Source organism: Aquimarina sp. U1-2 (genome assembly GCF_017897595.1).
Lineage (GTDB): Bacteria > Bacteroidota > Bacteroidia > Flavobacteriales > Flavobacteriaceae > Aquimarina.
The window spans coordinates 38496-62847 of the sequence record NZ_JAGKIK010000002.1 but is presented as its reverse complement, the minus strand read 5'-3'; the positions used below and the strand labels follow the sequence as shown (position 1 = coordinate 62847).

The window sequence follows — 24352 nt, the reverse complement described above, 5'->3', positions numbered from 1 at the left end:
TATCTTTACATTTCAAATAGAACATATGAACCTTCCGGAAGGGAAAAAAGTATATTTTGCCAGCGACAATCACTTAGGGGCTCCTACTACAAAAGAAAGCTTTCCCAGAGAGCAAAAATTTGTAAAGTGGCTGCATGATATTCAGAAAGATGCCGCAGCTATTTTCTTACTAGGTGATCTTTTCGATTTTTGGTTCGAATATAAGACGGTAGTACCAAAAGGGTTTACCAGAACCTTAGGAAAACTTGCCGAAATTACAGATTCAGGAATTCCAGTCTATTATTTTGTAGGTAATCATGATCTTTGGATGAACGGTTATTTTGAAGAAGAATTAAATATCCCTGTATATCACAAACCTCAAGAATTCACGTTTAACGATACTACCTTTTTTATTGGTCATGGGGATGGTTTAGGACCTGGGGATAAAGGGTATAAGCGAATGAAAAAGGTGTTTACCAATCCGTTAGCAAAATGGCTATACCGGTGGTTGCATCCTGATCTTGGTGTGAAATTGGCTCAATATCTTTCAGTAAAAAATAAACTGATTTCTGGAGAAGAAGACGTTACCTTTTTAGGAGAAGATAAAGAATGGTTGGTACAGTATTGCAAAAGAAAACTTGAAGATAAACATCGAGATCATTTTGTATTTGGACATAGGCACTTACCTATGGAAATTGAGTTAAATAACAAATCGCGTTATACCAATTTGGGGGATTGGATAACACATTACACCTATGCTGTTTTTGATGGACAACAGATGCGTCTTCAAAAATTTTCAGGTTAGGTCTAAAATTTCTGACTTATTTCGAATGTTGAAACAAGTTAGTACGGTGCCAAGAGCAATGTATTGCGAATGACTAGTACTTTTTAATCTAATTTACTAGACACCATCTAATTGTGTTTTCTAGAAAATATGGATTCTAGATCTGCAATAGTAACAGGTTTTACTATGTAATCTTTTACGGCGTTGTTGTTTTTAGCTCTATTAATATCAACAGGATTTATTGAAGAACTCACAACATAGAGTGCGCTTGCTTTTTTTAGTTTATTCTCTATACTGGTATACCGCTCTAAGAATTCCCAACCATTCATAACAGGCATATTTATATCCAAAAAAATAATTTCAGGAATGTTTTTCTCGTCTATACTGCTGGTCATCACTTGAAAATAATCGAAGGCCGATTTTCCATTATGAAAAACCATAAGATTTTGACAAAGATTTTTGGCCAGTATAATTCGTCTTATCAAACTTACATACATAGTATCATCATCGATAATGCATGCCAAAGATATTGTGCTACTCATTCTAAAAGGGGTTTGAGCGTTTTTCTTTGAACCCGATCAACGGGTTAAAATTCTATTATAAATTTTGTTCCTGCGTCTACCTCGCTTTCCACAGCGATAGTGCCATTTAAAGATTCTACTTGATTTTTGGTTAAAAACAAACCAATGCCAACGGCATCTTTATTGTAGTGAAACGTTTTATACATTCCGAATACTTTATCTTTAAACAGTTTCATGTCAATTCCTTTTCCATTGTCGATAACTTCCAGATACTTATGATTGTCTTTGATATAGGTTTTTATATGTATTACCGGATCTCTATCTGTATGCTTGTATTTTATGGCGTTGGTTATTAAGTTGAGCAGTATGCTTTCTAGATATGCCGGGATATAGTCGATCTCTTCTAATTTTGTAAAATCTGATTTGATGGTTGTTTTACTATACGCGATCATTTGCCCAATACCACTCGTTACCAAATCTAGTGAGTCCTGAAACCTGATCTTCTTTCTTTCTTGATCTTTATTTGTATGAATAGCTACAATCTCGTTAAGATGTTCTATTGTAGTATTCAAACTGTATGAGATCTGCTTCACCTCATTAACCAATTCTATTTTTTCTTCGGGATTATCGATATCCTCTATTAATTGAACCAATAAGGATAGATTACTGGTATGAGATCTTAAATTATGAGATACTATATGAGCAAAATTGAACAATCTCGAATTTTGAGAGGTAATAATATCCATACTCCTCTGCAATCGTATTTCTTTCTTTTTAATTTCATCAATATCTTGAAAAACACCTCGTATACCAATAATCTCTTTATTTTCATTATATACCGGTTTTCCAATAGCTCGTACCCAAAAAATTCTTTGGTTTGCCGTTACCATTTTGATCTCGGTATTAAAGGGTGTACCCACCATAGCACAATTAAAAAATAGATCGGCTGCCTGCTGCCTCGAATCGGCCGCATAGTAATTGGCAGAATCTTTGAGCGACGGTAGGTAATCATCAGGATATTCTAAAATTCGCCTTGTCTCAAAATCCCAAAAACTCTTTTTTTCTTGAAAATCGACATACCAACTTCCGGTTGCAGTCATCTGAGCGGTCTCTTTGTAGTAGAAATTATCCTTAGTAATATCTTGATTAGGTTCTAGTTTTATTTCAAAAAAGAATACTAGTTTTGTCTCAGACTTAATATTTACCGGTAATTCATTATTAGTAGCACATCGAAAAAGTTTATACGTTCCACTTTTTGTAAGAATTTTGATATGCTGCTTAAAATGAATGGTGTTTTTTCTATAATTCAAAAAATTATCTCTAAAAACTTCAATGTCATCTTTGTGGATTAGATGTTCTAGAAAGTACGCTAGTGTAGCTTTTAAATCCTTACTACTAAAACCTATCTGCTCATAAAACTTTAAAGACCAAATCTCTGTATCGGGATTGGTGTGTAGCTCCCAATACCCTGCATTGAAATCTCGTATTACGTTATTAAACAGTTCATTTTGAAGCATTAAAGAGAATTAATAGAACAAGATACGCATTTCTTACTTATTTTCCTCAATCCTATCAAGTCGTATAGATAGTGCTTTAGTAGAAATTTGTACCTCGACAAATGATAACAATAATGAGACCATGAGGCAACCTAAACTAATACCAAAGATTATATTGGCCCAGGTATTATAAGTGAGATAAATTAAGAACATAGTAATTACGCTAGTAAGAAAGCTTAAAATAGCTATGGCCTGCATATTTCTTATGAGCCATAATCGCTTTCTTAGATTCGCAATTTGCAATCTTATGTTTTTAGATTTGGATTCTAGATAAGCTTTATGTAACTGTCTGATCAATGCGGCAATTGCCAAATATCGTGCATTGTAAGCTAGCATTGTAAGTGATATAGCAGGAAACAGCAATGCAGGGATACCCATAGTAAGTGTCATAGTCGTTATTTTTAGAGCTAAATGTACCTAAAAAATAATCTAGTTTCTCTTGATTATCAAAACGAAGCGGTCTCAATTCTAATACTGCGATGGCTCTGCTTGATAATTACTTAGACCCCCTCGAGGTAATTTACTTAATTTGTAGCGTACTCTTTTCTTCTATCTCAGCGTTAGATACTTTTATGTGATATATTCCCACAGGCAAGTAGTAGTTACCATTGTCTTTTTTAGAAATTTCTTCATCCTCGAATTCTTTTTCAAGAAGATGTTTACCATTTTCGGTAATTGTTAGGTCATAAGGGATATAATTTAAACCTTTGTTAACTCTGGCAGAAAATTCCTGAAGCACTTTTCCATTTTCAGTAATGATTTGAAGATCGTACTTTCCAGGGGTTTTTGCATACAATTGAATTGTTGTAGACGGCACATTAGGGTCGAGCCATTTGCTCCAGGATTTACCCCATTGATCAGACCATTTCACTTTTCTATTATCAAAAACATGGAGGTCCTTTTTGGCAAGGGTATTATCAAGTTTTTGTATGGGTTCGATATTTGTTTTATAGATACTTCTACCATGTGTTCCTAATAACAAATCATTAGCCTGTGGATGAATCACTAAATCATGTACTGCTACATTGGGCAGTCCTTGAGAAAAAGCTTGCCAGGTAATTCCCTTATCTAAAGACACATATGCCCCATTATCGGTTCCCAAGTAAAGTACATTTTCATTTTTTGGATCTTCTTTAATTACATTAACCGGAGATAAAGGAAGACTTTTCCCTATATTTTTCCAGGTAGCGCCATAGTTTTCGCTTACGTAAACATAAGGAGTAAAGTCATCCCATCGATATCCATTAAGCGTTACATATACGCGCTCTTTTTTATGTGAAGAAGCCAATACTCTCGAAACCCAAAGATGTTTTGGGAGAGCATCTGATATTTTTGACCAACTCGCGCCAGAGTTTTGAGATACATAGACCAATCCATCATCACTACCGGTATACAGCAAACCAAATACCAAGGGGGATTCTGAAATTGTTGTCAATGTACCATAAGCTACATTTCCCTTTTTACCTTTGTTCGTTAGATCTGCAGAAATAGCTGTCCAGTCATCTCCCTGATTCATGGATCGCATCAGTTTATTCGCTCCAAAATATATAATATCTTGATTGTGAGTAGAAAGCAATATAGGTGTTTGCCAATTAAAGCGATATGGTGATTCTCCCAACTCGTGTTTTGGCTGAATAAATGTTTTTTTACCTTCTGCTCGATGGAGTCTAAAATAATTTCCAAACTGAAATCCGGTATATACAATATTCGAATCTCTATCATCGATTTGTACCTGCATCCCGTCGCCTCCCATTATACTTTCCCAGGGATAATGCCCGCTTTGATGCCATGATTCGTCTTCTTTACTTGTATTGGCTCCTACCCAGACTCCGTTATCCTGTAATCCACCATATACATTATACGGTGTTTCATTATCTACATTAATGGCATAAAATTGCCCTACGCTTGGTTGATTGGCTTTGATCCAATTCTCTCCATCATCATAAGTGATGTTTACACCCCCGTCATTACCATTAATCAAATGATTTGGATTTTTAGGATTAATCCAAAGCGAATGATGGTCTGCATGAACATTTTTTGCACTTATACTTTTAAATGTTTTACCCCCATCTTTTGATTTTAAAATAGGTACCCCACTAATATAAATATGATCTTTATCCTGAGGATTTACCTGAATTTGTGCAAAGTAGTACCCATAACTGAAAAAGAGGTCATCTAAAAAGTCGGTATGTGTTTTGACCCAGGTTGTACCACCATCTGTACTTCGATATACTTCAGCCCCAATCACCGGAGTATCAAACAACATTGAATTTGCATCTTCTAGATATTTGGCAAGATCGATTGGCTCTACGGTACCACCTCTAACGAGTTGTTTTAAATTGTCTGCTCTGTATTTTTCCTGAAAACCGTTGGTTTTCAAAAACCTATTTAGTTTTTTATCATCAATGGCCAGAAATTTTTTGGTTGACATCGTTTTGAAATCTTTTTTGGTCAACTTTTGTTCTCCGTTTTTCTGATCTTCTTTTTTTCTTCTTGACTGATTATCATGAACTGCATAAAGTATATCTTCGCTAAAAACAGCAAGACCAATTCTACCTACACCTTCGCCAATAGGAAAACCACTTTTATCATTTGAAACTTTGGTCCAGGTAACCCCTGCATCTGTGCTTTTATAAATACCTGACCCTGATCCGCTCCCTTTAAAATTCCAGGCTTTACGATCTTTTTCCCACGAGGCAGCATATAGAGCATTAAAATTACCAGGGGCCATTGCCAGATCGATAATTCCTGTTTCATTAGTAACAAATAGTGTCTTGACCCAGGTTTTACCACCGTCTGTAGTTTTATAAATACCACGTTCGTCATTAGAAGAATATAAATGCCCTGTAACTCCTACTACTACCTCATCCGGATTTTCAGGATTAATTACTATTCGACCGATATGATGCGAATCCTCTAATCCCATATGTTGCCAAGTTGCTCCCTTATCATTTGATTTTAAAATTCCAATACCCGCGTATGACGATCGCGACGAATTGTTCTCTCCGGTACCTACCCAAATCGTCCCACTTTTCCAATCTACAGCAATATCACCTACATTAATAGTTTTAGCAGTATCCATAACCGGTTCGAATGTGGTGCCGTTATTATTGGTATACCATACTCCACCAGATGCATATCCAACATAAAACTCTGTAGTATTATTTGGATTCACATCTATATCAACAACCCGACCACTCATTACCGATGGACCTATATTTTTAAACGGAACATTCTTAACCAGTGAGGTAGCTTCCATTTGTTGCTTTTGTGACAATCCTTTTATAACATCTTCTGCAATAGTTGAAGGCTGTTGAGAAAAAAGAAATAATGAAACAATAAAGAAAAATAAAGTGAGTGCTTGTGTTTTCATTTTGACGGTAATTTAGTGTATCAAAACCAATGATGACTTTAAAATGAGGCAATTAGACCTTAGATGATGACCTTCATTGGATCTGTTCATTATATAAATAATGGGCGATGAAAGTAGATATTGTGAATACAATCTCAAAATTTTTAGATATTGTTTAACAATACATCTTCTATGCTTTATTATTTTTGGAATTCAGTACTAATTATGCAATCCATACCATGAAATACCATCCAATAGACAGCCATCTTTTTATAAAAAACAGGCAAAAATTCACTTCTCAAATGAAACCTGGCAGTATTGCTGTCTTCAATAGTAACGATATTTACCCGATTAGCGCAGATAGTACTATGCCCTTTGAGCAACATAGAGATATTTTTTATTTAAGTGGTGTTGATCAGGAAGAAAGTATTTTGCTTCTTTTTCCTGATGCTCCAAACGAGAAGCACAAAGAAATTTTATTTTTAAAAGAAACCAGTGAACTTATAGCCATTTGGGAAGGTGAAAAACTAACCAAAGAGCGTGCTTTTGAGGTGTCAGGAGTTAAAACCGTATACTGGCTTGATCAATTCGAAAAGATTTTTTTTGAGGTCATGACACAGTGCGATATCGTATATGTAAACACCAATGAGCATTATAGGTCTAATGTAGAAACCGAAACTCGTGAAGATCGTTTTACCAAATGGTGGAAAAGTAAATATCCCGCTCATGCCGTGGCAAAAAGTAATCCTATCTTACAACGTTTGCGTTCGATAAAAGAGCCTATAGAAATCGATCTTATGCAAACTGCTTGTAATATTACTGAAAAAGGATTTCGTCGACTTTTGGATTTTGTAAAACCCGGCGTCTGGGAATATAATATCGAAGCCGAGCTTTTACATGAGTTTATCAATAATCGATCCAAGGGCTTTGCATATACACCTATCATTGCTAGTGGTAATAATGCAAACGTGCTGCATTACGTAGAAAACAACCAGGAATGTAAGGCCGGAGATCTCATTCTAATGGATATCGCTGCAGAATATGCGAATTACTCTAGTGATTTATCCAGAACCATACCTGTTTCTGGTCGATACTCAAAACGCCAAAGAGAGGTGTATGACGCGGTGCTTAGGGTAAAAAACGAAGCTACCAAAATGTTAGTGCCAGGCACTATTTGGGCTGATTATCATGTTGAGGTCGGTAAGATCATGACTTCCGAATTACTTGGCCTTGGGCTTTTGGACAAAGTAGATGTACAAAACGAAAATCCCGACTGGCCTGCATACAAAAAGTACTTTATGCATGGTACTTCACATCATATAGGTCTCGATACTCATGACTACGGAATTTTAACCGAGCCCATGCAAGCCAATATGGTATTTACCGTAGAACCTGGTATTTATATCCCAGACGAAGGCTTCGGAATTCGATTAGAAGACGATGTGGTAATTCAAGAAAAAGGAGCACCTTTTAACCTGATGGCCAATATCCCTATTGAAGCTGATGAAATTGAAGAGCTGATGAATCAATCGTAATAACGCTCTTTTATTTACCCAGTAAAATCAATATCTTTGGCGATACTTTTAAAATCAATAGAGTTAAGTCAAAATGCAAAAGTCCCTTTATCTTTTTTTTGCAATCTGGATACAGATCGTTGTTGTATGTGCTCAGGAGACTACTATCATTGATATTTCTATATATGATCAAAAATTTCCCGCTGTAGAAGACAGCATTGCCAAATACACCCTTTTATCTAAAGACGCCTATAGAGCGGGAAACTTAAAAACTTTTAAGGCTTATAGTAACGTTATTTTGGCAATGGCCAAGGCCAATAATTTAGAGGACACAAAAATTCGAACACTAGTCAATATTGCAATTTATTACCAACAAACAGATCAATACGAAAAATCTTTAGACACCTATCTTGAGGCAGAAAAATTAGCAGAAAAATTACCCGAGGACTCTTATATTAAAAGTCTTATTAAAACCAATTTAGGGAATTTATACATAGCCATGGGTGATTATGAAATGGCAATAGTAGCTATGAAAAATGTACTCCTTCTGGCAGAAAATCATGATAATCCAGATATGTTTAAAAATGTTGCATATAGTATAATTGGAACAGCATATCTAAATCAAAAGAAATTTGTAAAGGCTCTTGAATATATGGAGCTGTCAAAAGAATTATCAATTAAATCGAGTCGTAAGGATTATTTGATCAGCTCGATGATTAATATTTCAGAATGTTATTTAGCATTACATCGATTTGAAGATGTGCTAAAAAATGGGCAACACATATTAAAACTTATTGATGATAAAGAATCTATAGAAAGTAAAGCCTTAACACAATTGACTATTGCTAATGCATTTCTTGGCTTAAAAAAACCTTCTAAAGCATTAAACCCTTTAACAGAAGCTAAAGAAATTGCTATTTCAGGAAATTTTCTGAAAATTAAAATGAACTCGCATCATCAACTATCCAAAGTATATGAATCTTTAGGCAACTTAAAAAGTTCGTTAGAAGAACAAAAAGCGTATACAGAAACCCGGGACCAATACTTAAAAACGCTCTCTAAGGCAAAACGTTTAGAATTAGAAAAAGAAACCAAAAATAAAACCAAAATTATTACGCATCAGGAAAAGTCAATCACACTTCTAAGTGAAGAAAAACAACGTTATATTTTTCTAGGAATTGTTTTGGTCGCTTTATTGCTGGTATCCTCAATCTTTTATTGGAATAAGCGTAAAAAACTAGCAGAAAAATCTTTACAATTGAAAGATGACAAGTTATTGCTACAAAACGAAAATGAAGTCCTAAAAGACACTCTAAATGCCTTGGCTTTAAAAAACCAAAAACGAGAGTTTTCTCAAAAAACTACCGAGATACGATCGTCGAAAAAAACTTCGCTAAGTCCAGAAGACCAGAAAGAATACATGAAGCTTATTCTAGACTATATGGAAAAGAAAAAACCATATTTGGATCATGAAATTAAACAATCTGATATTGCGAATTGTCTACAAATAAGTGTGCATCTCTTCTCTGAGGTATTAAATGTTTGTTTTCAGAAAAATTTTAATAGCTTCATTAATCTGTACAGGGTCGATACCGCAAAAAAAATGATTCAAAATCCTAAATTCAAAGATTATAAAATTTTAGCTATTGGATACGAAGCTGGCTTTCCTAGTAAGACTTCTTTCAATAGAGTATTTAAAAATCTTGTAGGACTAACACCTTCAGAATTTCAAAAAAAATATAGCTAACTTTATGGATAAGTCCCTTGTAAAGAAGCTCCAATTTATAATTTGAACCTTTTTCTTGATCATTTATTGCTACTTTCAACCTATCATAATTGCTATGCGCCGTACTGTTAATTTATCGTGATGTGTGCTAGTTAAACCCAAACGGTAAACTTATAGAATTGAGTAAGCGACCTCAATGGCAAACTCTTGAAATACGATTTAGCAACTAAATTTTTATATCATGATAAGCCTTGGTGTATCTAAATCTCGATTATCGAGTAAAGCAATAAACGTAATGAAAACACTTCAACACCTTTTACAGATTCTAACCCTAGATGCTTTGCTGTTTCTTGGACTACTAATTTATGTGGTTCACTATGCAGACCATACCACAAATCATTTTTTAAAAAGCTTAATTTGTGGCGCAATATTCTTCGTTTGTGCCGTTGCGTCGATAAGCTTTGGCACTATACTCATATTACCCTATAGCAGTATACCAGTTCGCTTTATTATAGCTATATCGATTTCTTTATTAGTGGTATATATAATATCGGCTTTTACAATTTTACCTGCAATTAGCGTTTGGTAGGATCTTTATTTATCCCGAACTTATTTCATGTAGACGCATAGCACGAAGTCACAACAAATTAATAAACTGATGTAAACTTTTTAAACCAGTTCAATAAAAAAGATGTACCATATTATAATCTGGAACATTTTTTTACCTATACTACGATATATTTGACCATCAATTACGGTGTATATATTTCGCTACTGTCATTTTATTTATATTTTAGCGAAATTTAGATAACAACTAAATATGCAAACCTAGACCTAGATGTATTATGAAATAAGCCATAACGATTAAGATGAAACCTACCGATATGATGATATGGCGATTCCATCTGACAACTAAAAAACAAAAATATAAACGAATGAAACATGTATTTATTAGATTCTTTTTGATCACCTTAGTACTATTCACTTTTTCCTGTAGTGGTGAAGACGGCATTAATGGAACCGATGGTGTAGACGGCACCGATGGTGTAGACGGGGTTGATAATGGAGTAGGAACACTTATACTTACCGGGGATGTCACCAATGAAGAAGCGGTTACATTAGTTGCTGAAAACTTTGGTGAAGATACGCATAGTATTTTGATCAAAAACACCACAAATTTAACAGCTGTAGACATTTCATCAGTTTCGAATTTGGCTTCTTTAATCGTTGAAGGAAACGAGAACCTGCAAAGTTTACTATTAGCAAATGTAACCACAATTATCGAAAGGGCAGAAATTTCAAATAACCCTTCTTTGGATCGCGTAGATTTGTCAAGCCTTACTGTATTAAATAGTGGTCTTACTGTAAACGCAAACCCGGTATTAACATCAATAAACGTAGCTAACTTAAGAAGTTCTGCCTCGATAACGTTTTCAGACCAACCCTTGTTAGAACGTTTAGATCTTTCAAATTTAACAACAATTAATGGTGGATTAAGCATCAGAAATCATGAGAATATTGCTAGTGTGTCCTTAGCATCATTACAATCGCTTTCTTCGCTGGACATTACCAGTAATAATATGCTTCTTGAGCTCTCTATACCTAATCTGGAAACCGCAACCACTATAGCTATTAGTTCAAATATGGCTATGGAGCGTATCGATTTACCCGTATTGCAAACTACTTCGAATTCTCGCAATGCTATACGAATTAATAGTAATGAAAATTTAACCTCTCTTAATCTGAATAGCGTAACTACCGGTGGTGGATTTACATTTTCAGGAAATTCGAATCTAGCAACATTAACATTAAATGCGCTAACTAGTACTGATTTTATTTCAATAGATAGTAATACCAGTCTTACTACGGCTTCATTTTCTAATTTAACTAGTTGTGCAACCCTTCAGATTTTAAACAATGAAGCCTTGTCGAATTTCAATTTTGAACGATTAGAAAATGTGGGCAGTCGATTATTTGTAGAAGACAATACGACCCTAACCACCATTTCTTTTCCTGCATTAACGAATATAGGTAATGGAACCGGATTTAGTTTGTCAATCGAAAACAATGATAGGGTAACTACACTGTCATTTCCTAGTTTACAAACCTATGGAAGTAGTTCTAGAGGAATTAGATTAACCTTTGTAAGTCTCGAATCGATTAATTTTAATCAACTTTCCTCTATCCACGAGCTTATCATTAATTCTGAAAGCATAGTAACCAATATAAACATATCATCACTTCAAGACTTCGATGAATTAGCGTTCTCAAGACTTTCTACACCAGCTATTGATACTGTTATTGGTCGACTAGTTAACATTACCCCACCTATAACAGGTACAACCATTTCATTTACAGGTACACCTTCTCCCGAAAGCACTACTGATATTGATACCTTACGGAGCAACGACAATACTGTCACAGTTAGAAATTAAAGCGTACTATGCTTTAGAATTTATGAAAATAAACATGTAACGATGAAAAATAGATATCTTAACATTTTTGTAATTACGATTTTAGCAACAGTTATTTCCTGTAGCACAGAAGATGGCGTTAATGGAACAGACGGAGTTGATGGTATAGATGGCATTGATGGTAGAGACATTAGCGGTAAAGGTTTTATTTCAATTTCCGGAGATATGAGCAATGAAGAGGTAGCTTCTTTAATTGCTGAAACTGCCGGAGCAAATACACATACCCTGGTCGTAGAAAACACAACGAACCTAACCGTATTAGAGCTTCCGCAGCTTACATCACTAGTACAATTAGAAATAAGAAACAACGAACGCCTGCAACAACTATCACTACCAAATCTTAACGCCACATATCAAAACGCTCTAATTTCAGGTAATGATGCACTGATCACTATTGAAATGCCTGTACTAAATGAAATAAGTGGTAATTTTAGTATTTCCAGTAATAATACATTAAGTACTATTATTATTAATCAACTTGCCAGGGCAGAGCGACTTTCTATCGGGACCAACCCTGCGTTAGAAACTATAAGTATCCCTGCTTTGGTTGAGGTTATTGAGCGACTACGTATTTCTGGAAACGAGAACTTAACTGCTTTATCTTTAGATGTTCTCGAATCTGCTGGTTCCTTAGAAATTAATGCAAATACAAAGCTACCCATAATCACTATTGAAGGTTTGCAGACTTTTGGAGAAATACGCATCAATAACAACGAAGCAATTACAAGCATTAATTTACCCGCGCTAACTAATGATACGGTTGTAGATGAGGACGATGATCTTATTCTATCGATAAACAATAATCTAAATTTAAATACTGTAAACTTGCCTGCTTTGACTAGCGTGAGTGGTATTTTGATCAGAAATAACCAAAATTTTACTACACTTAATAGCGATGCATTAGCGTCTATAGGATATTTTAGATTTGACTCTAATCCTTTGGCTACCTCACTATCCTTTCCTAATTTGACAAGTTCAAAAAGGATAGTTATTGAAGAAAATGAAACGCTAACCACGGTGTCGTTTCCTAATGTGACTGCAAATGATCAAGATATTTCTATTGTTGAAAATCAGGCACTAGTGCAAATAGATTTTTCACAAATGACCAGATGTGAGAACATTGCTATTTCTGAAAACGAAGGATTAGAACGCATGAATTTTAATGCATTGCAAAATATTGAAAATGAGTTATCTATCGCTAATAATATAAAATTAACAGATATTTCATTTCCAAACTTAGAAGTTTTACTCCAAATTTTATTTATATCAGGAAATGATGCATTAACTTCTATAAATTTTGCAAAACTCATCACCTTAGGAAGCGATGATGCAATACAAACCATAAACCTCAGGATTGTAAATAATACGGCGCTTCAACAAATTAATTTTCCTGCATTAACGACTGTTCAAAATTCAGATAGATTTGAAATTAACAATAATGAATCTTTAACAACCATTTCCTTTCCTGTATTACGTATTGTAGGGAATAGAAATTCTTCAAACTTTTTTCCGCCACGGTTTACCATTAGTAACAATGCTCTATTGGCGAATCTCGATTTTTCTAATCTAGCTACCATTCATGCAACTTTTGAAATCTCCAGAAATACTGCCTTGGCTGCGTTATCTTTTCCACAATTATCTTCAATTAACGTTGTAGATAAATCAATAGCATTAGAAATCGAAAATAACGATTTAATTACCAGTATATCTTTTCCAAGTCTTGAAACGATAACGGGATCTAGTGTAGAAATAGTTATCGATGAGAACATGTTAGAATCTGTGAATTTTGGGAGGCTTACCACGGTTCGATCGGTAGACATAGACTCTATGGTTTTGCTTACATCGGTTGATTTTTCGTCAATTCGGGAGTTTTCGACACTTAATCTGTCAAGTCAAGGGAACCTGTCGACCACTGTCATAGATACTATATTAAGTCATTTGGTGAGTATAACGCCTGCAATTAGTAGTAAAAGAATTACATTATCAGGTGTTGCCTCTGTACAAGCAGAATCGCAAGCAGAAACATTAAGAGCTAACGGTAATACAGTCAATATTTTTGATTAATGCGAAAAGCAGTTACAACTAGTGAACAAAAAAACAACCAAATTTTTAGTTATGAAAAATTATTTTGTTAGAATACTAAGTATAATCCTTACGCTAACGGTCTTTTCTTGCAGCGATGGAGAAGATGGAATTGATGGGGTCGATGGTATTGATGGTGAAAATGGCTTCAACCTAGGTTTAGAGTATCTGGTATTTGCAGGAGATATCACCGATGAAGAAGCGTTACAAGTAATCGCAAATAATCAAGGTAATAATACACATACCGTTCTTGTTTTAAATACAACTAATTTAACGACCCTGGATCTTACCGAAATCACAACACTAATCAATTTGGAAGTATCTGGCAATAGCAGCTTACAAAATCTGTCATTACCTAATCTTGAAACTGTTCTTGAAGACGTCGAAATCAGTAGAAACGATGCATTGGCAACTGTTAATTTAGAAAAATTAAATGATGCATTAGATCTAAATATTGAAGAAAATGTAGTACTTAACTCTTTGAATTTAAATTCGGTTACACAATTAGATCGCTTAGAAATTGAAGAAAATCCGATACTGGAAATACTCAATCTACCTGAGTGTAAAGCGATAGGAAATTTGAGCATACAATCATCTGAAAATGTATCTTCTCTTAGTGTTCCAAACTTACAAACCCTAGGAAATCTTTCTATTCGAGAGACTAGACTATCTGAAATAAACTTACCTCAACTTGAAACCATAGACGGTTTTTTTATTCAAGATAATGAAAGTTTAGAAAGTGTGAATGCCCCTTTATTGGCTAATACTACAATGGACCAAGGAGCGGGTATTACGATTCAGAGGAATATGACATTGAGCACTGTAACATTGGGAGCCATAGATAAATTTAATCGAGTACGTATAGAAAATAATGACAACCTGACCCTTTTTGAAGCTAATGCGCTCGAAGCCATCACAAATACTTTTACGCTCAGGAATAATCCCAGTTTAACATCACTTATTTTTCCGGACTTGTTACGTATTTCTTCACTTACTATTTTTGAAAGTAACTTAATTACACTACAACTTGACGCACTACAAGAAACAAGAACGGTGTCTATTACAGAGAACAGTAATTTAACTAGTGTTTCGCTACCAAGTTTAACAGTAGCTGAGGCTATTCGAATTTCAGAAAACCCGGCATTAACAACCATACAAATTAATGAGCTGGTCAATACAGATGGTGCCATTACGATTTCAACAAACGAGAATTTAAATACAGTAAGTTTTGAAAAGCTTGTCAATCTTAATGCTAGCCTTGTCATCTCAAGCAATACCGCATTAGAATCTGTAGCATTTCCTCAACTTGCTTCTGCCGGAGTACCAGATGTTCGAACTTCTTTTGATATTAGGAGTCACCCCAACTTAACCCGTATGGATTTTTCTAATCTAACAACGTTACATTCAACACTATCGATTTCGACTAATGCCTCTGTACCGTCAATTTCATTTCCAGCCCTGTCAACAATAACCGGTAGCGACACATTTTCAACAATCGACATAAATAATAATACCTCAGTTACTACTATTTCTTTTCCTAATCTTGAAACGACCTCTAATATTCGAAGTATTACCATTAATGAAGAACAATTGGCCACGATTAATTTTGAAAGCCTCACCACTTTTTCTGAATTAACTGTAGATTCTGATGTGCCGATTACCACGCTAAACCTATCTTCGGCACAAAACTTTTCTACACTACGTCTAGGAGGAAGTAGAGGCAATCTCTCAACTACCGTCATAGACAACATACTCACTAGTTTAGTGAATGTAGCCCCTCCTATTACAGGAACAAGAATTACACTTACAGGAGAAGCTTCTGCACAAGCAACAACTGATGCACAAACATTAAGAGATAATGGAAATAGTGTATCTATCTTTTAACTCTGAAATCGGTTAAATTAAAATTAATGAACATTTAAGCTATGTGGATATATATTAGAGAGCAACTTATTGAAGAACGAGATTTTACATTATTAAACGGTAATTGTAATTCTGGAAAAGTTGTACTTCAACTCATACGAAAAGATGTACAAGCGTTATTTTTTATGTTTCCTTCAAAAGTTACACAACTAGTATGTGCCGATACAGGAAAGCGTATCAAAAAATCAAATTGGACTACAGAGATTAAAGAGACGGCAGCAGAAATGAAAAGAAATCTCAAGGTTCCGACTTGGGGATACTGGACTGCTGCCATCGTAACCTTGCTCATTTTTATTGCTATTCCTATAGGTATCTATTCTGGAATAAAAAGTGGAAAAGCCCATGAAGCATCTTTTATGTCCAAAAATAAACAACAGCAAAAAATGATACTGCAACAATTAGAGCAAGGTGATCTTGTAGCGTCTACAGAGAAAGTGTATCTCATAAAAACTATCAGTGATAAAGAGGTAATATTGGTCGAAAGCAAAAATAAAATGCCAGAAAATTTTACAGAGCCTTTAACCAATGAAGCTTATCCAATGAACTCTTTTGTAGCAAAGCCTACTGCAGTTCTTAAATCAAAATTTAGTAAAGGAATGCTTTCAAATTACGAAGTTATTGTAAATGTTTTAGATAATTAGTGAACTGGTCTAAATGAATATGTGTTCGGCGTAAAAAACTTATGTGAGTTTTGATCAAAAGTCTAACGCTATATCGACCTTTTCCAATGCAAAAATAGGGTAAACGATAACCGATTCAATTTTTTATAAACAAACGCATAATATTTACAAATACTAAAGAAAAAACGGCAGGAATAAGCCACGCCAAACTATAAGTCCCTAAAGGAATTAGATCTAATAGCGGCTTCATTTCCTCTCGAAACCCGATGGATACCAAAAAATCCGGAATACTAAAAATTATAGTCACAAACACTACCGTTCTAAAAACCAATTGAGAAGTGACCCTTTCTGGGAGTATGTTCAAAAATATCAAAACAATAGTGGTAGGATAAATTAGCATTAATGAAGGAACAGCCACATCTATGATATAATGCACATTAAATTGACCCATAAGTACCCCAAATGCACAACCTGTAATAGCGGTTATGACATACGCTTTTTGTGAATTTCCAAAAATCTCTTTTATAAAATCTGAAGTCCCGGTAACGATACCCACAGCCGTTGTAAAACAGGATAAACCTACCAATATACTTAGAAGAACTTTACCTATGTTTCCTAATGCTTTTAAACTTAATCCCGATAATAATTCGGTTCGTATGACATCGGGTTCAAATTGTGTGTAGAATAAAGCACCATTATAAATCATACCTGTATAGATGACCAAAAGACCAATACCAGCGACGATACCCGATGTTATCATCATATTTCGGTTTTTTATGATATCATTTTTGCCTTTTATTTTCAAAGAAACGAGAATTACCCCACCTACTACAACTGCACCGATAGCATCAAAAGTTTGATATCCCTCTAATAAACCATGAATTAAAGGTTTCTCAAAATCCATGGCTACGATATTTGCCTCGGTAGCAAATATTCCAATACAAATAATACACAGAATAACCACAAAAATTATTGGTGAAAGAAATTTACCCAGTACACTCAAAATTTTGGATCGATTGAGTACAAACAGTAAAACGAATGCAAAATATAGTGCACTAGTGATCCATGCGCTTGTTTCAAAAAACGGTCGAATTGCCATTTCATGAGTAACAGAAGCGGTACGGGGTGATGGTAAAGCAATAGAGATCGCATATACAAGCAGGCCATAAACTAAACTAAAAGCAGGAGAAACTTTTTTAGCAAAATCCAACATAGATCCCTGGAGTTTTGCATGGGCAAAGATACCCGCCAGCGGAATAAGTACTGCTGATATAGCAAATCCAATAGTAACCCAGAGCCATTGATCACCTGCTTTAAATCCCAACAACGGAGGAAGCATCAAATTTCCTGCACCAAAGATCATTGAGAATAATGCAAATCCTGCTACAAATGTTTCTTTATTCAATCTCATTTAGTTACGTTTATAAGGCTAAAATTAAAATTTCAAAATGATTTTGAAGTATAAAGGGATCAAAATAAATTATAATAAGGTGGGTCATGGCAAATCTATCGTTTTTTTACATGGTTTTCTAGAAAACTCGACAATGTGGCAAGACTGCATAACCTTTTTTTCCAAACGGTATCAATGTATTGCTATAGATTTATTGGGCCATGGCCATACTGAATGTTTAGGATATATCCATACTATGGAAGATATGGCAAACGCCGTTAAAGCAGTACTAACTCACTTAGGAGTTTCTAATGCTACATGGGTGGGTCATTCTATGGGTGGATATGTGGCTCTAGCGGCTATTGATTTATTTCCTGATTTGGTCGGTGGATTGGTTTTGGTGAACGCTACTTCATATCCCGATTCCGAAGAACGTAAGATTAATCGATCTCGAGCTATTGATTTTGTAAAAAAGAATCCCAAAGCTTATATCAGTATGGCAATCACGAATCTATTTGCAGAAAAAAACAGAGCCAAAGTACAAAACGAAATTATGCATATTAAAAATCAGGCCTCGCAAACATCACTTCAAGGTATACTATCGGCTTTAGAAGGAATGAAAAATAGAAAAGATAGGTCCAAAGTGCTTAATGCTTTTAAAGGACCTAAAGCCATATTTTCAGGAAAAAAAGATCCCGTAATAGCATATCAAAAAAGTATACAAGAATCAGAACAACTTTCTACGAATTTAATAAGCTTTGACGCAGGACACATGATTCATGTTGAAAATACGGAAAATTTTTTGTCAGAACTTGAAAAATTCTTGGCATAAATTATCAAATTGCCAAATAACTACAACAGTATATCACTAGACGAAAGACACTTTTTAAGGCACAAAAACACCTTAATCGCCATTATTTATGTTAAAACTGCTTTATAAAGCATTAATTTTTCTTACAAAATCATTGTTAATTAAGAAAATAATAGTATTATTGTATTGATAATGAGCCTTTAATCTTTTACTATGTTATAAAACCCTCATACTAATGAAAAAATCTACCCCCAATTCTAGCTTTTCTTTTTCAAAAATGTACTGTTCTCTATTTGGTCACCACTTTGTTCTTAGCAAAAATGTAACGCACCACATCAAAGAATATACCTGTGCACATTGTAAAGAACAGGCAACTACCAATAGTAGAGGTCGTTTAGAAATCATGACGCCAAAACTAAAAGAAATTAATGATGCACTAGCTTCTGTTCATGCTAAAAAAATTGCTCGAAACAACACAAAAAACTCATTTCAAGCCGCTTCTTAAACTATGGTGTTAGTGGGTTCCATCCCTGTGCTTTTAATTCAATTTTTTCATTAGCTCTGGTTACCAAACCTATTCCGTTTTTTTCTTCGGTGATATGACCAATAACTGTTAAATTAGGATTGGCTTTAATTTTTGGATAATCTTCCTGTTTTATGGTAAAGAGCAATTCATAATCTTCACCCCCGCTCAAAGCGATTGTAGTGCTGTTGAGTTTGAATTCTTCACAAATAGAAATTACAGTAGGGTCTAACGGAATTTTTTCTTCGTACAAATTTACGCCTACCTTAGATTGTTTACAGATATGAATTACTTCTGAAGATAATCCATCACTAATATCAATCATACTGGTTGGGTTTACCCCTAGTGATTTGAGAAGTTCAGGGATGTCTTTTCTTGCTTCAGGTTTGAGTTGCCTCTCGATAAGATACGTGTATTGATCCAAATCTGGTTGGGCATTGGGATTTACCTCGAATACCTGTTTTTCTCTCTCTAAAACTTGTAGGCCCATATAGGCTGCGCCCAAATCTCCCGAAACTACCAAAAGATCACCTTCTCCTGCCCCGCTTCTATACGTCAACTCTTCTTTATTTGCATAACCAACTGCCGTAACACTAATGATCAATCCTGTAGTAGATGAGGTAGTATCACCACCAACTACGTCTATTTCATAAAGTTTGGCTGCAGTATGGATACCTGCATAAAGTTCTTCTAACGCTTCTAACGGAAATCGATTAGAAACCGCAATAGAAATTGTAATTTGGGTCGCCAGAGCATTCATGGCATAAATATCCGAAAGGTTAACGATAACCGCTTTATACCCTAAGTGTTTCAAAGGCATATACGCCAAGTCAAAATGAACACCTTCAATCAACAGGTCGGTAGATACTACGCATTTTTTATCTTTAAAATCCAATACCGCCGCATCGTCGCCAATTCCAAAATCTGTAGTGGGTTGCTTGATCTTAAAGTTTTTTGTCAAATGTGCTATAAGACCAAATTCTCCCAAATCAGAAATTTGTGTTCTAGGTGTGTTTTTATCTTCTATCATGGTACAAAGATAACTAAACCGGTACGATACACTAGAAGATCTCTATTATATAAAAACATTCACAGTACATCTTTATCTTAAGAATTATGAATATCCGTAAATTAATCTAAACGGTTTGCGTCGAGCTGAATACTGAAACGAGTTCAGCACAGGCTCGTTTCAGCTTCTCATCTCATTTTACTGAAAATAAACGTAATAAGATCCTGAAATGAATTCAGGATGACTGCTCAGTTAAATTTTAGGCATAATTACGGATAATCAATTAAAAAATTTAGCCATGCGATAGTTGGGTAGACTATTTAAAATACGCATTATGTTATCGCTTATAACCTTTTAGACTATAACAAATGCTTATTTTAACATTTGTTATATATATGTTAGTGTTTGTAAAAACAATCTACTTATATAGTATATTTGCAATTCATTTCGAATTAATCTAGTGATAGAAGTATGATCAAGGTATCAGACATAGCAAAAAACAAGGTCGTTGAGTTGATGAGCGAAGACGGATATAACACCACTACTGATTATGTGAGAGTAGGCGTTAAAAGTGGTGGTTGCTCTGGTTTGTCGTATGACCTTCAATTTGATAAAGAACAAAAAGAAGGAGATAAAGTCTTTGAAGATAATGGTGTAAAAATTATTGTTGATAAGAAAAGTTTTCTTTATCTCATAGGTACTACCCTAGAGTATTCTGGTGGATTAAATGGTACGGGTTTTGTTTTTAACAACCCAAATGCAAGTCGTACTTGCGGTTGTGGAGAGAGTTTTTCCCTATAAATTAATAACGTTTTATCCATTGATCTAATAATTAAGACGTTAAAACAAATTCAGGAGTAAACAGATGGCATATACAGAAGATGATTTAAAGAAAGAATTAGAAACCAAAGAATACGAATACGGATTTTACACAGATATAGCATCTGAAACATTTCCTGTAGGTCTTAATGAAGACATCGTAAAAGCGATTTCTAAAAAGAAAGAAGAGCCCGACTGGATGACAGCATGGAGATTAGAAGCTTTTCGTATTTGGGAACAAATGGAAGAACCCGAGTGGGCAAATGTAAATTATGAAAAACCTGATTTTCAAAATATTTCTTACTATTCTGCACCCAATAAAAAGCCAAAGTATAATAGCATAGATGAGGTAGATCCAGAATTATTAGAAACTTTTGAAAAACTAGGTATTTCTCTAGAAGAACAAAAAAAACTAGCTGGGGTTGCTGTAGATATTGTAATGGATTCAGTATCTGTAGCCACTACTTTTAAAGAAACATTGGCAGAAAAAGGTATCATTTTCTGCTCAATTTCAGAAGCAATTCAAGAACATCCCGATTTGGTGAGAAAATATATCGGGTCTGTAGTACCACAGAAAGACAATTTTTACGCAGCGTTGAACTCTGCTGTATTTAGTGATGGTTCTTTTTGCTATATTCCGAAAGGTGTTCGATGCCCGATGGAGCTGTCTACCTATTTTAGAATTAACCAGGCAGGAACCGGTCAATTTGAGCGCACACTGGTCATCGCAGATGAATCCAGCTATGTCAGTTATTTAGAAGGATGTACAGCTCCTTCGCGAGATGAAAATCAATTGCATGCGGCTGTTGTCGAACTCATTGCTCTGGATAATGCCGAGATTAAATATTCGACGGTACAAAATTGGTATCCCGGCAATGCCGAAGGCAAAGGAGGCGTTTATAATTTTGTAACCAAAAGAGGGCTTTGTGAAACTAATGCTAAAATTTCCTGGACACAAGTAGAAACAGGATCTGCAATTACCTGGAAATATCCCTCTTGTATTCTTAAAGGAGACCATTCGGTAGGAGAATTCTATTCTATCGCGGTAACTAATAATTTTCAGCAAGCCGATACGGGAACCAAAATGGTACATTTGGGTAAAAATACCAAGAGTACTATTATATCCAAAGGTATCTCTGCCGGGAGATCGCAAAACAGTTATCGTGGGCTGGTTCAAATTAATAGCAGGGCTACCAACGCGCGTAACTTTTCGCAATGCGACTCTTTATTGATGGGCAATGAATGTGGAGCACATACGTTTCCTTATATAGAAGCAAAAAACAAAACTGCCCAAATAGAACATGAAGCTACTACAAGTAAAATAGGTGAAGACCAGATTTTTTATTGTAACCAGCGGGGGATTGATACCGAAAAAGCAATTGCTTTGATTGTTAATGGTTTTAGTAAAGATGTGTTAAATAAATTGCCTATGGAGTTTGCTGTAGAAGCTCAAAAACTTCTAGAAATTTCTTTGGAAGGTTCTGTTGGGTAATTGTATAACCATCAAAACTTTATAATGAAAAAATTAGTTCTTCTTCTTACCATTAGCTTAGTAGCAATAGCATGCAAACAAGAAAAATCTGATACCGATAACGTAGAAGCAAGCCTTATTCGAGGAGAGTTTATTTTTATCGACGGCGCAGCAGTAATTATGGGTAAAGATTTTATTTATGGAGTACGTATTAACGAAGCTACCAAAGAATTAGCCAAAAAGGTAGCGCCTTTGCAACGAGAAGAATATGACATGGTGCCGGTAGTGATCAAAGGAATTATTAAACCTAATGATACCAACGGCGTAGAAAAATGGAAAGAGATCGTAGAAATAAAGGAAATTATAGGGGTTAGCGCTCCTACCTCAAAATTACCAACGAAGATTAATGCTTCAGACGTTGTTAAAAACGCGGGGGATTCTAGTGTAGATAAAGAAAATTAAATAGGTTGTAATCAACTATAAAACAAGCCCATCGCAGGCATCGGATTAGAGACTAATTTTTGTTTTAAGACAACAAGACAATCCTTAAAACATTGAAATCTCGATAACCGAGTAAAAGTGATTAAAATTTAAAGCATGTTAGACATTAAAGATTTGCACGCTAGTGTAGAAGGAAAAGAAATTCTAAAGGGGTTAAACCTTGCTGTAAAAGCTGGAGAAATCCATGCTATCATGGGTCCCAACGGTGCAGGAAAAAGTACGTTGGCCAATATCGTTGCCGGAAAAGAAGAGTACGAAGTTACAGGCGGCGAAATTCTATTAGCCGGAGAAGATATAGACGAATTATCTGCAGAAGAACGAGCACACAAGGGAGTTTTCTTATCATTTCAATATCCCGTTGAGATTCCCGGAGTAACGGTTACGAATTTCATGAAAACGGCAATAAACGAAACTAGAAAAGCTCAAGGTATTGAAGAAATGCCTGCCAAAGACATGCTTAAAAAAATTCGTGAAAAGTCTGAATTGCTCGAAATCGATCGTAAGTTTTTATCCCGATCCCTTAACGAGGGTTTCTCTGGTGGCGAGAAAAAAAGAAATGAAATTTTTCAAATGGCCATGATGGAGCCAAAATTGGCAATTTTAGACGAAACAGATTCTGGTCTTGATATCGACGCCCTTCGAATTGTGGCAAATGGCGTAAATAAATTAAAAAGTGAGGATAATGCAATTGTTGTTATTACACACTACCAAAGATTATTAGACTATATCGTACCAGATTATGTTCATGTACTTTATAACGGTAAAATCGTAAAATCTGGCACCAAAGAATTGGCACTAGAGTTAGAAGAAAAAGGATATGATTGGATTAAAGAAGAGATAAATGCTTAATAAATTTATGGTGTATTGTTTCAAATTTCAAGTGTATTAAGCTTATGGCAACAATTAAAAAATTTGAAGATTTAGAGATTTGGCAAGAAGCTAGAAGATTAAGCAATGAGATCATTATTTTGTCCAAAAATACTGGATTGCAAAAAGATTATAAATTAAAAGATCAAGTTAAAGGCGCTTCAGGTTCTGTAATGGATAACATTGCCGAAGGCTTTGAGAGAGATGGCAATTTAGAATTTAGACAATTTCTCTCTATAGCAAAAGGATCTGCTGGAGAAACAAGATCTCAATTATACAGAATTTTTGATTCAGAATATATTGATGAAAACACATTAAAAATATTGATCAGTGATTATGAAACCTTAAGTAAAAGAATTTCAGGTTTTATAAGCTATTTAAACAAAAAAGACTTCAAGGGCATTAAATATAAGGAATCAAATCCTTGAAA

General features: G+C 34.8%; 21 protein-coding genes. 15 read left to right on the top strand and 6 right to left on the bottom strand.

Features of this window, described 5'->3' with window-relative positions; all coding sequences use genetic code 11:
* Positions 1 to 25 precede the first annotated feature (25 nt).
* On the top strand, positions 26 to 784 hold the full coding sequence (locus J8281_RS03085; protein ID WP_210196133.1) for a UDP-2,3-diacylglucosamine diphosphatase: 759 nt from the start codon (positions 26 to 28) through the stop codon (positions 782 to 784).
* 107 nt (positions 785 to 891) lie between these two features.
* On the opposite strand, the gene J8281_RS03080 is transcribed toward J8281_RS03085, so the two are convergent.
* From J8281_RS03080 to J8281_RS03065, 4 genes are all read right to left on the bottom strand, one after another.
* Entirely contained in the window at positions 892 to 1305 is a 414-nt protein-coding gene (locus tag J8281_RS03080; protein WP_210196132.1) for a response regulator, read from the bottom strand.
* Positions 1306 to 1349: 44 nt separating this feature from the next.
* Positions 1350 to 2801, bottom strand: coding sequence for a PAS domain-containing protein (locus J8281_RS03075; RefSeq protein ID WP_210196131.1), 1452 nt, complete (start codon positions 2799 to 2801; stop codon positions 1350 to 1352).
* Positions 2802 to 2834: 33 nt separating this feature from the next.
* On the bottom strand, positions 2835 to 3230 hold the full coding sequence (locus J8281_RS03070; protein WP_210196130.1) for a DUF2721 domain-containing protein: 396 nt from the start codon (positions 3228 to 3230) through the stop codon (positions 2835 to 2837).
* Positions 3231 to 3360: 130 nt separating this feature from the next.
* Positions 3361 to 6213 carry a glycosyl hydrolase gene (locus tag J8281_RS03065; RefSeq protein WP_210196129.1) on the bottom strand — a complete coding sequence of 951 codons (2853 nt, stop codon included), beginning with the start codon at positions 6211 to 6213 and terminating at the stop codon, positions 3361 to 3363.
* A gap of 218 nt (positions 6214 to 6431) precedes the next feature.
* On the opposite strand from J8281_RS03065, the gene J8281_RS03060 reads away from it, so the two are divergent.
* From J8281_RS03060 to J8281_RS03030, 7 genes are all read left to right on the top strand, one after another.
* Positions 6432 to 7727 (top strand): aminopeptidase P N-terminal domain-containing protein, encoded by a 1296-nt coding sequence (locus J8281_RS03060; RefSeq protein ID WP_210196128.1) that lies wholly within the window; start codon positions 6432 to 6434, stop codon positions 7725 to 7727.
* A 73-nt stretch (positions 7728 to 7800) separates the two neighbouring features.
* Positions 7801 to 9453: a tetratricopeptide repeat protein gene (locus tag J8281_RS03055; protein ID WP_210196127.1), complete on the top strand. Its 1653-nt coding sequence runs from the start codon at positions 7801 to 7803 to the stop codon at positions 9451 to 9453.
* A gap of 274 nt (positions 9454 to 9727) precedes the next feature.
* On the top strand, positions 9728 to 10021 hold the full coding sequence (locus J8281_RS03050) for a hypothetical protein (protein ID WP_210196126.1): 294 nt from the start codon (positions 9728 to 9730) through the stop codon (positions 10019 to 10021).
* A 346-nt stretch (positions 10022 to 10367) separates the two neighbouring features.
* Positions 10368 to 11867 carry a hypothetical protein gene (locus tag J8281_RS03045; protein WP_210196125.1) on the top strand — a complete coding sequence of 500 codons (1500 nt, stop codon included), beginning with the start codon at positions 10368 to 10370 and terminating at the stop codon, positions 11865 to 11867.
* Positions 11868 to 11909: 42 nt separating this feature from the next.
* Positions 11910 to 13970 carry a hypothetical protein gene (locus tag J8281_RS03040; protein ID WP_210196124.1) on the top strand — a complete coding sequence of 687 codons (2061 nt, stop codon included), beginning with the start codon at positions 11910 to 11912 and terminating at the stop codon, positions 13968 to 13970.
* Between the two features lie 51 nt (positions 13971 to 14021).
* Positions 14022 to 15872, top strand: coding sequence for a hypothetical protein (locus tag J8281_RS03035; RefSeq protein WP_210196123.1), 1851 nt, complete (start codon positions 14022 to 14024; stop codon positions 15870 to 15872).
* A gap of 41 nt (positions 15873 to 15913) precedes the next feature.
* A complete protein-coding gene (locus J8281_RS03030) occupies positions 15914 to 16552 on the top strand; it encodes a hypothetical protein (RefSeq protein ID WP_210196122.1) in 639 nt (212 codons plus the stop codon).
* 115 nt (positions 16553 to 16667) lie between these two features.
* On the opposite strand, the gene brnQ is transcribed toward J8281_RS03030, so the two are convergent.
* Positions 16668 to 17942 carry a branched-chain amino acid transport system II carrier protein gene (gene brnQ / locus J8281_RS03025; RefSeq protein WP_210196121.1) on the bottom strand — a complete coding sequence of 425 codons (1275 nt, stop codon included), beginning with the start codon at positions 17940 to 17942 and terminating at the stop codon, positions 16668 to 16670.
* A gap of 37 nt (positions 17943 to 17979) precedes the next feature.
* Here brnQ and J8281_RS03020 point away from each other — a divergent pair, with 37 nt between their 5' ends.
* Complete coding sequence (locus J8281_RS03020; RefSeq protein WP_210196120.1) at positions 17980 to 18753, top strand: alpha/beta fold hydrolase; 774 nt, start codon at positions 17980 to 17982, stop codon at positions 18751 to 18753.
* A 214-nt stretch (positions 18754 to 18967) separates the two neighbouring features.
* Entirely contained in the window at positions 18968 to 19237 is a 270-nt protein-coding gene (locus J8281_RS03015) for a hypothetical protein (RefSeq protein ID WP_210196119.1), read from the top strand.
* A gap of 1 nt (position 19238) precedes the next feature.
* Here J8281_RS03015 and thiL read toward each other — a convergent pair whose 3' ends face one another.
* The gene (thiL, locus tag J8281_RS03010; RefSeq protein WP_210196118.1) at positions 19239 to 20285 is read right to left on the bottom strand and encodes a thiamine-phosphate kinase; all 1047 of its coding nucleotides are present in this window, start codon (positions 20283 to 20285) and stop codon (positions 19239 to 19241) included.
* Positions 20286 to 20735: 450 nt separating this feature from the next.
* Here thiL and J8281_RS03005 point away from each other — a divergent pair, with 450 nt between their 5' ends.
* The 5 genes from J8281_RS03005 (at position 20736) to J8281_RS02985 (ending at position 24350) form a co-directional block, all read left to right on the top strand.
* Positions 20736 to 21065 carry an iron-sulfur cluster assembly accessory protein gene (locus J8281_RS03005; RefSeq protein WP_210196117.1) on the top strand — a complete coding sequence of 110 codons (330 nt, stop codon included), beginning with the start codon at positions 20736 to 20738 and terminating at the stop codon, positions 21063 to 21065.
* A gap of 64 nt (positions 21066 to 21129) precedes the next feature.
* Positions 21130 to 22575 (top strand): Fe-S cluster assembly protein SufB, encoded by a 1446-nt coding sequence (sufB, locus tag J8281_RS03000; RefSeq protein WP_210196116.1) that lies wholly within the window; start codon positions 21130 to 21132, stop codon positions 22573 to 22575.
* A gap of 24 nt (positions 22576 to 22599) precedes the next feature.
* A complete protein-coding gene (locus J8281_RS02995) occupies positions 22600 to 23016 on the top strand; it encodes a hypothetical protein (RefSeq protein ID WP_210196115.1) in 417 nt (138 codons plus the stop codon).
* Between the two features lie 135 nt (positions 23017 to 23151).
* Positions 23152 to 23904, top strand: a complete 753-nt coding sequence (sufC, locus tag J8281_RS02990) for a Fe-S cluster assembly ATPase SufC (RefSeq protein ID WP_210196114.1) — start codon at positions 23152 to 23154, stop codon at positions 23902 to 23904.
* A gap of 44 nt (positions 23905 to 23948) precedes the next feature.
* The gene (locus J8281_RS02985) at positions 23949 to 24350 is read left to right on the top strand and encodes a four helix bundle protein (protein ID WP_210196113.1); all 402 of its coding nucleotides are present in this window, start codon (positions 23949 to 23951) and stop codon (positions 24348 to 24350) included.
* Positions 24351 to 24352: the final 2 nt, after the last annotated feature.

Bases quoted from the DNA above. Each gene is read 5' to 3' on its own strand.
- J8281_RS02995 (WP_210196115.1), top strand. From the start codon at position 22,600: ATGAAAAAATTAGTTCTTCTTCTTACCATTAGCTTAGTAGCAATAGCA.
- J8281_RS02985 (WP_210196113.1), top strand. From the start codon at position 23,949: ATGGCAACAATTAAAAAATTTGAAGATTTAGAGATTTGGCAAGAAGCT.
- sufC (WP_210196114.1), top strand. From the start codon at position 23,152: ATGTTAGACATTAAAGATTTGCACGCTAGTGTAGAAGGAAAAGAAATT.
- J8281_RS03030 (WP_210196122.1), top strand. From the start codon at position 15,914: ATGTGGATATATATTAGAGAGCAACTTATTGAAGAACGAGATTTTACA.
- J8281_RS03075 (WP_210196131.1), bottom strand. From the start codon at position 2,801: ATGCTTCAAAATGAACTGTTTAATAACGTAATACGAGATTTCAATGCA.
- J8281_RS03020 (WP_210196120.1), top strand. From the start codon at position 17,980: ATGATTTTGAAGTATAAAGGGATCAAAATAAATTATAATAAGGTGGGT.
- J8281_RS03015 (WP_210196119.1), top strand. From the start codon at position 18,968: ATGAAAAAATCTACCCCCAATTCTAGCTTTTCTTTTTCAAAAATGTAC.
- sufB (WP_210196116.1), top strand. From the start codon at position 21,130: ATGGCATATACAGAAGATGATTTAAAGAAAGAATTAGAAACCAAAGAA.
- J8281_RS03080 (WP_210196132.1), bottom strand. From the start codon at position 1,305: ATGAGTAGCACAATATCTTTGGCATGCATTATCGATGATGATACTATG.
- J8281_RS03055 (WP_210196127.1), top strand. From the start codon at position 7,801: ATGCAAAAGTCCCTTTATCTTTTTTTTGCAATCTGGATACAGATCGTT.
- J8281_RS03050 (WP_210196126.1), top strand. From the start codon at position 9,728: ATGAAAACACTTCAACACCTTTTACAGATTCTAACCCTAGATGCTTTG.
- J8281_RS03085 (WP_210196133.1), top strand. From the start codon at position 26: ATGAACCTTCCGGAAGGGAAAAAAGTATATTTTGCCAGCGACAATCAC.
- J8281_RS03060 (WP_210196128.1), top strand. From the start codon at position 6,432: ATGAAATACCATCCAATAGACAGCCATCTTTTTATAAAAAACAGGCAA.
- brnQ (WP_210196121.1), bottom strand. From the start codon at position 17,942: ATGAGATTGAATAAAGAAACATTTGTAGCAGGATTTGCATTATTCTCA.
- J8281_RS03005 (WP_210196117.1), top strand. From the start codon at position 20,736: ATGATCAAGGTATCAGACATAGCAAAAAACAAGGTCGTTGAGTTGATG.
- J8281_RS03040 (WP_210196124.1), top strand. From the start codon at position 11,910: ATGAAAAATAGATATCTTAACATTTTTGTAATTACGATTTTAGCAACA.
- thiL (WP_210196118.1), bottom strand. From the start codon at position 20,285: ATGATAGAAGATAAAAACACACCTAGAACACAAATTTCTGATTTGGGA.
- J8281_RS03070 (WP_210196130.1), bottom strand. From the start codon at position 3,230: ATGACACTTACTATGGGTATCCCTGCATTGCTGTTTCCTGCTATATCA.
- J8281_RS03065 (WP_210196129.1), bottom strand. From the start codon at position 6,213: ATGAAAACACAAGCACTCACTTTATTTTTCTTTATTGTTTCATTATTT.
- J8281_RS03035 (WP_210196123.1), top strand. From the start codon at position 14,022: ATGAAAAATTATTTTGTTAGAATACTAAGTATAATCCTTACGCTAACG.
- J8281_RS03045 (WP_210196125.1), top strand. From the start codon at position 10,368: ATGAAACATGTATTTATTAGATTCTTTTTGATCACCTTAGTACTATTC.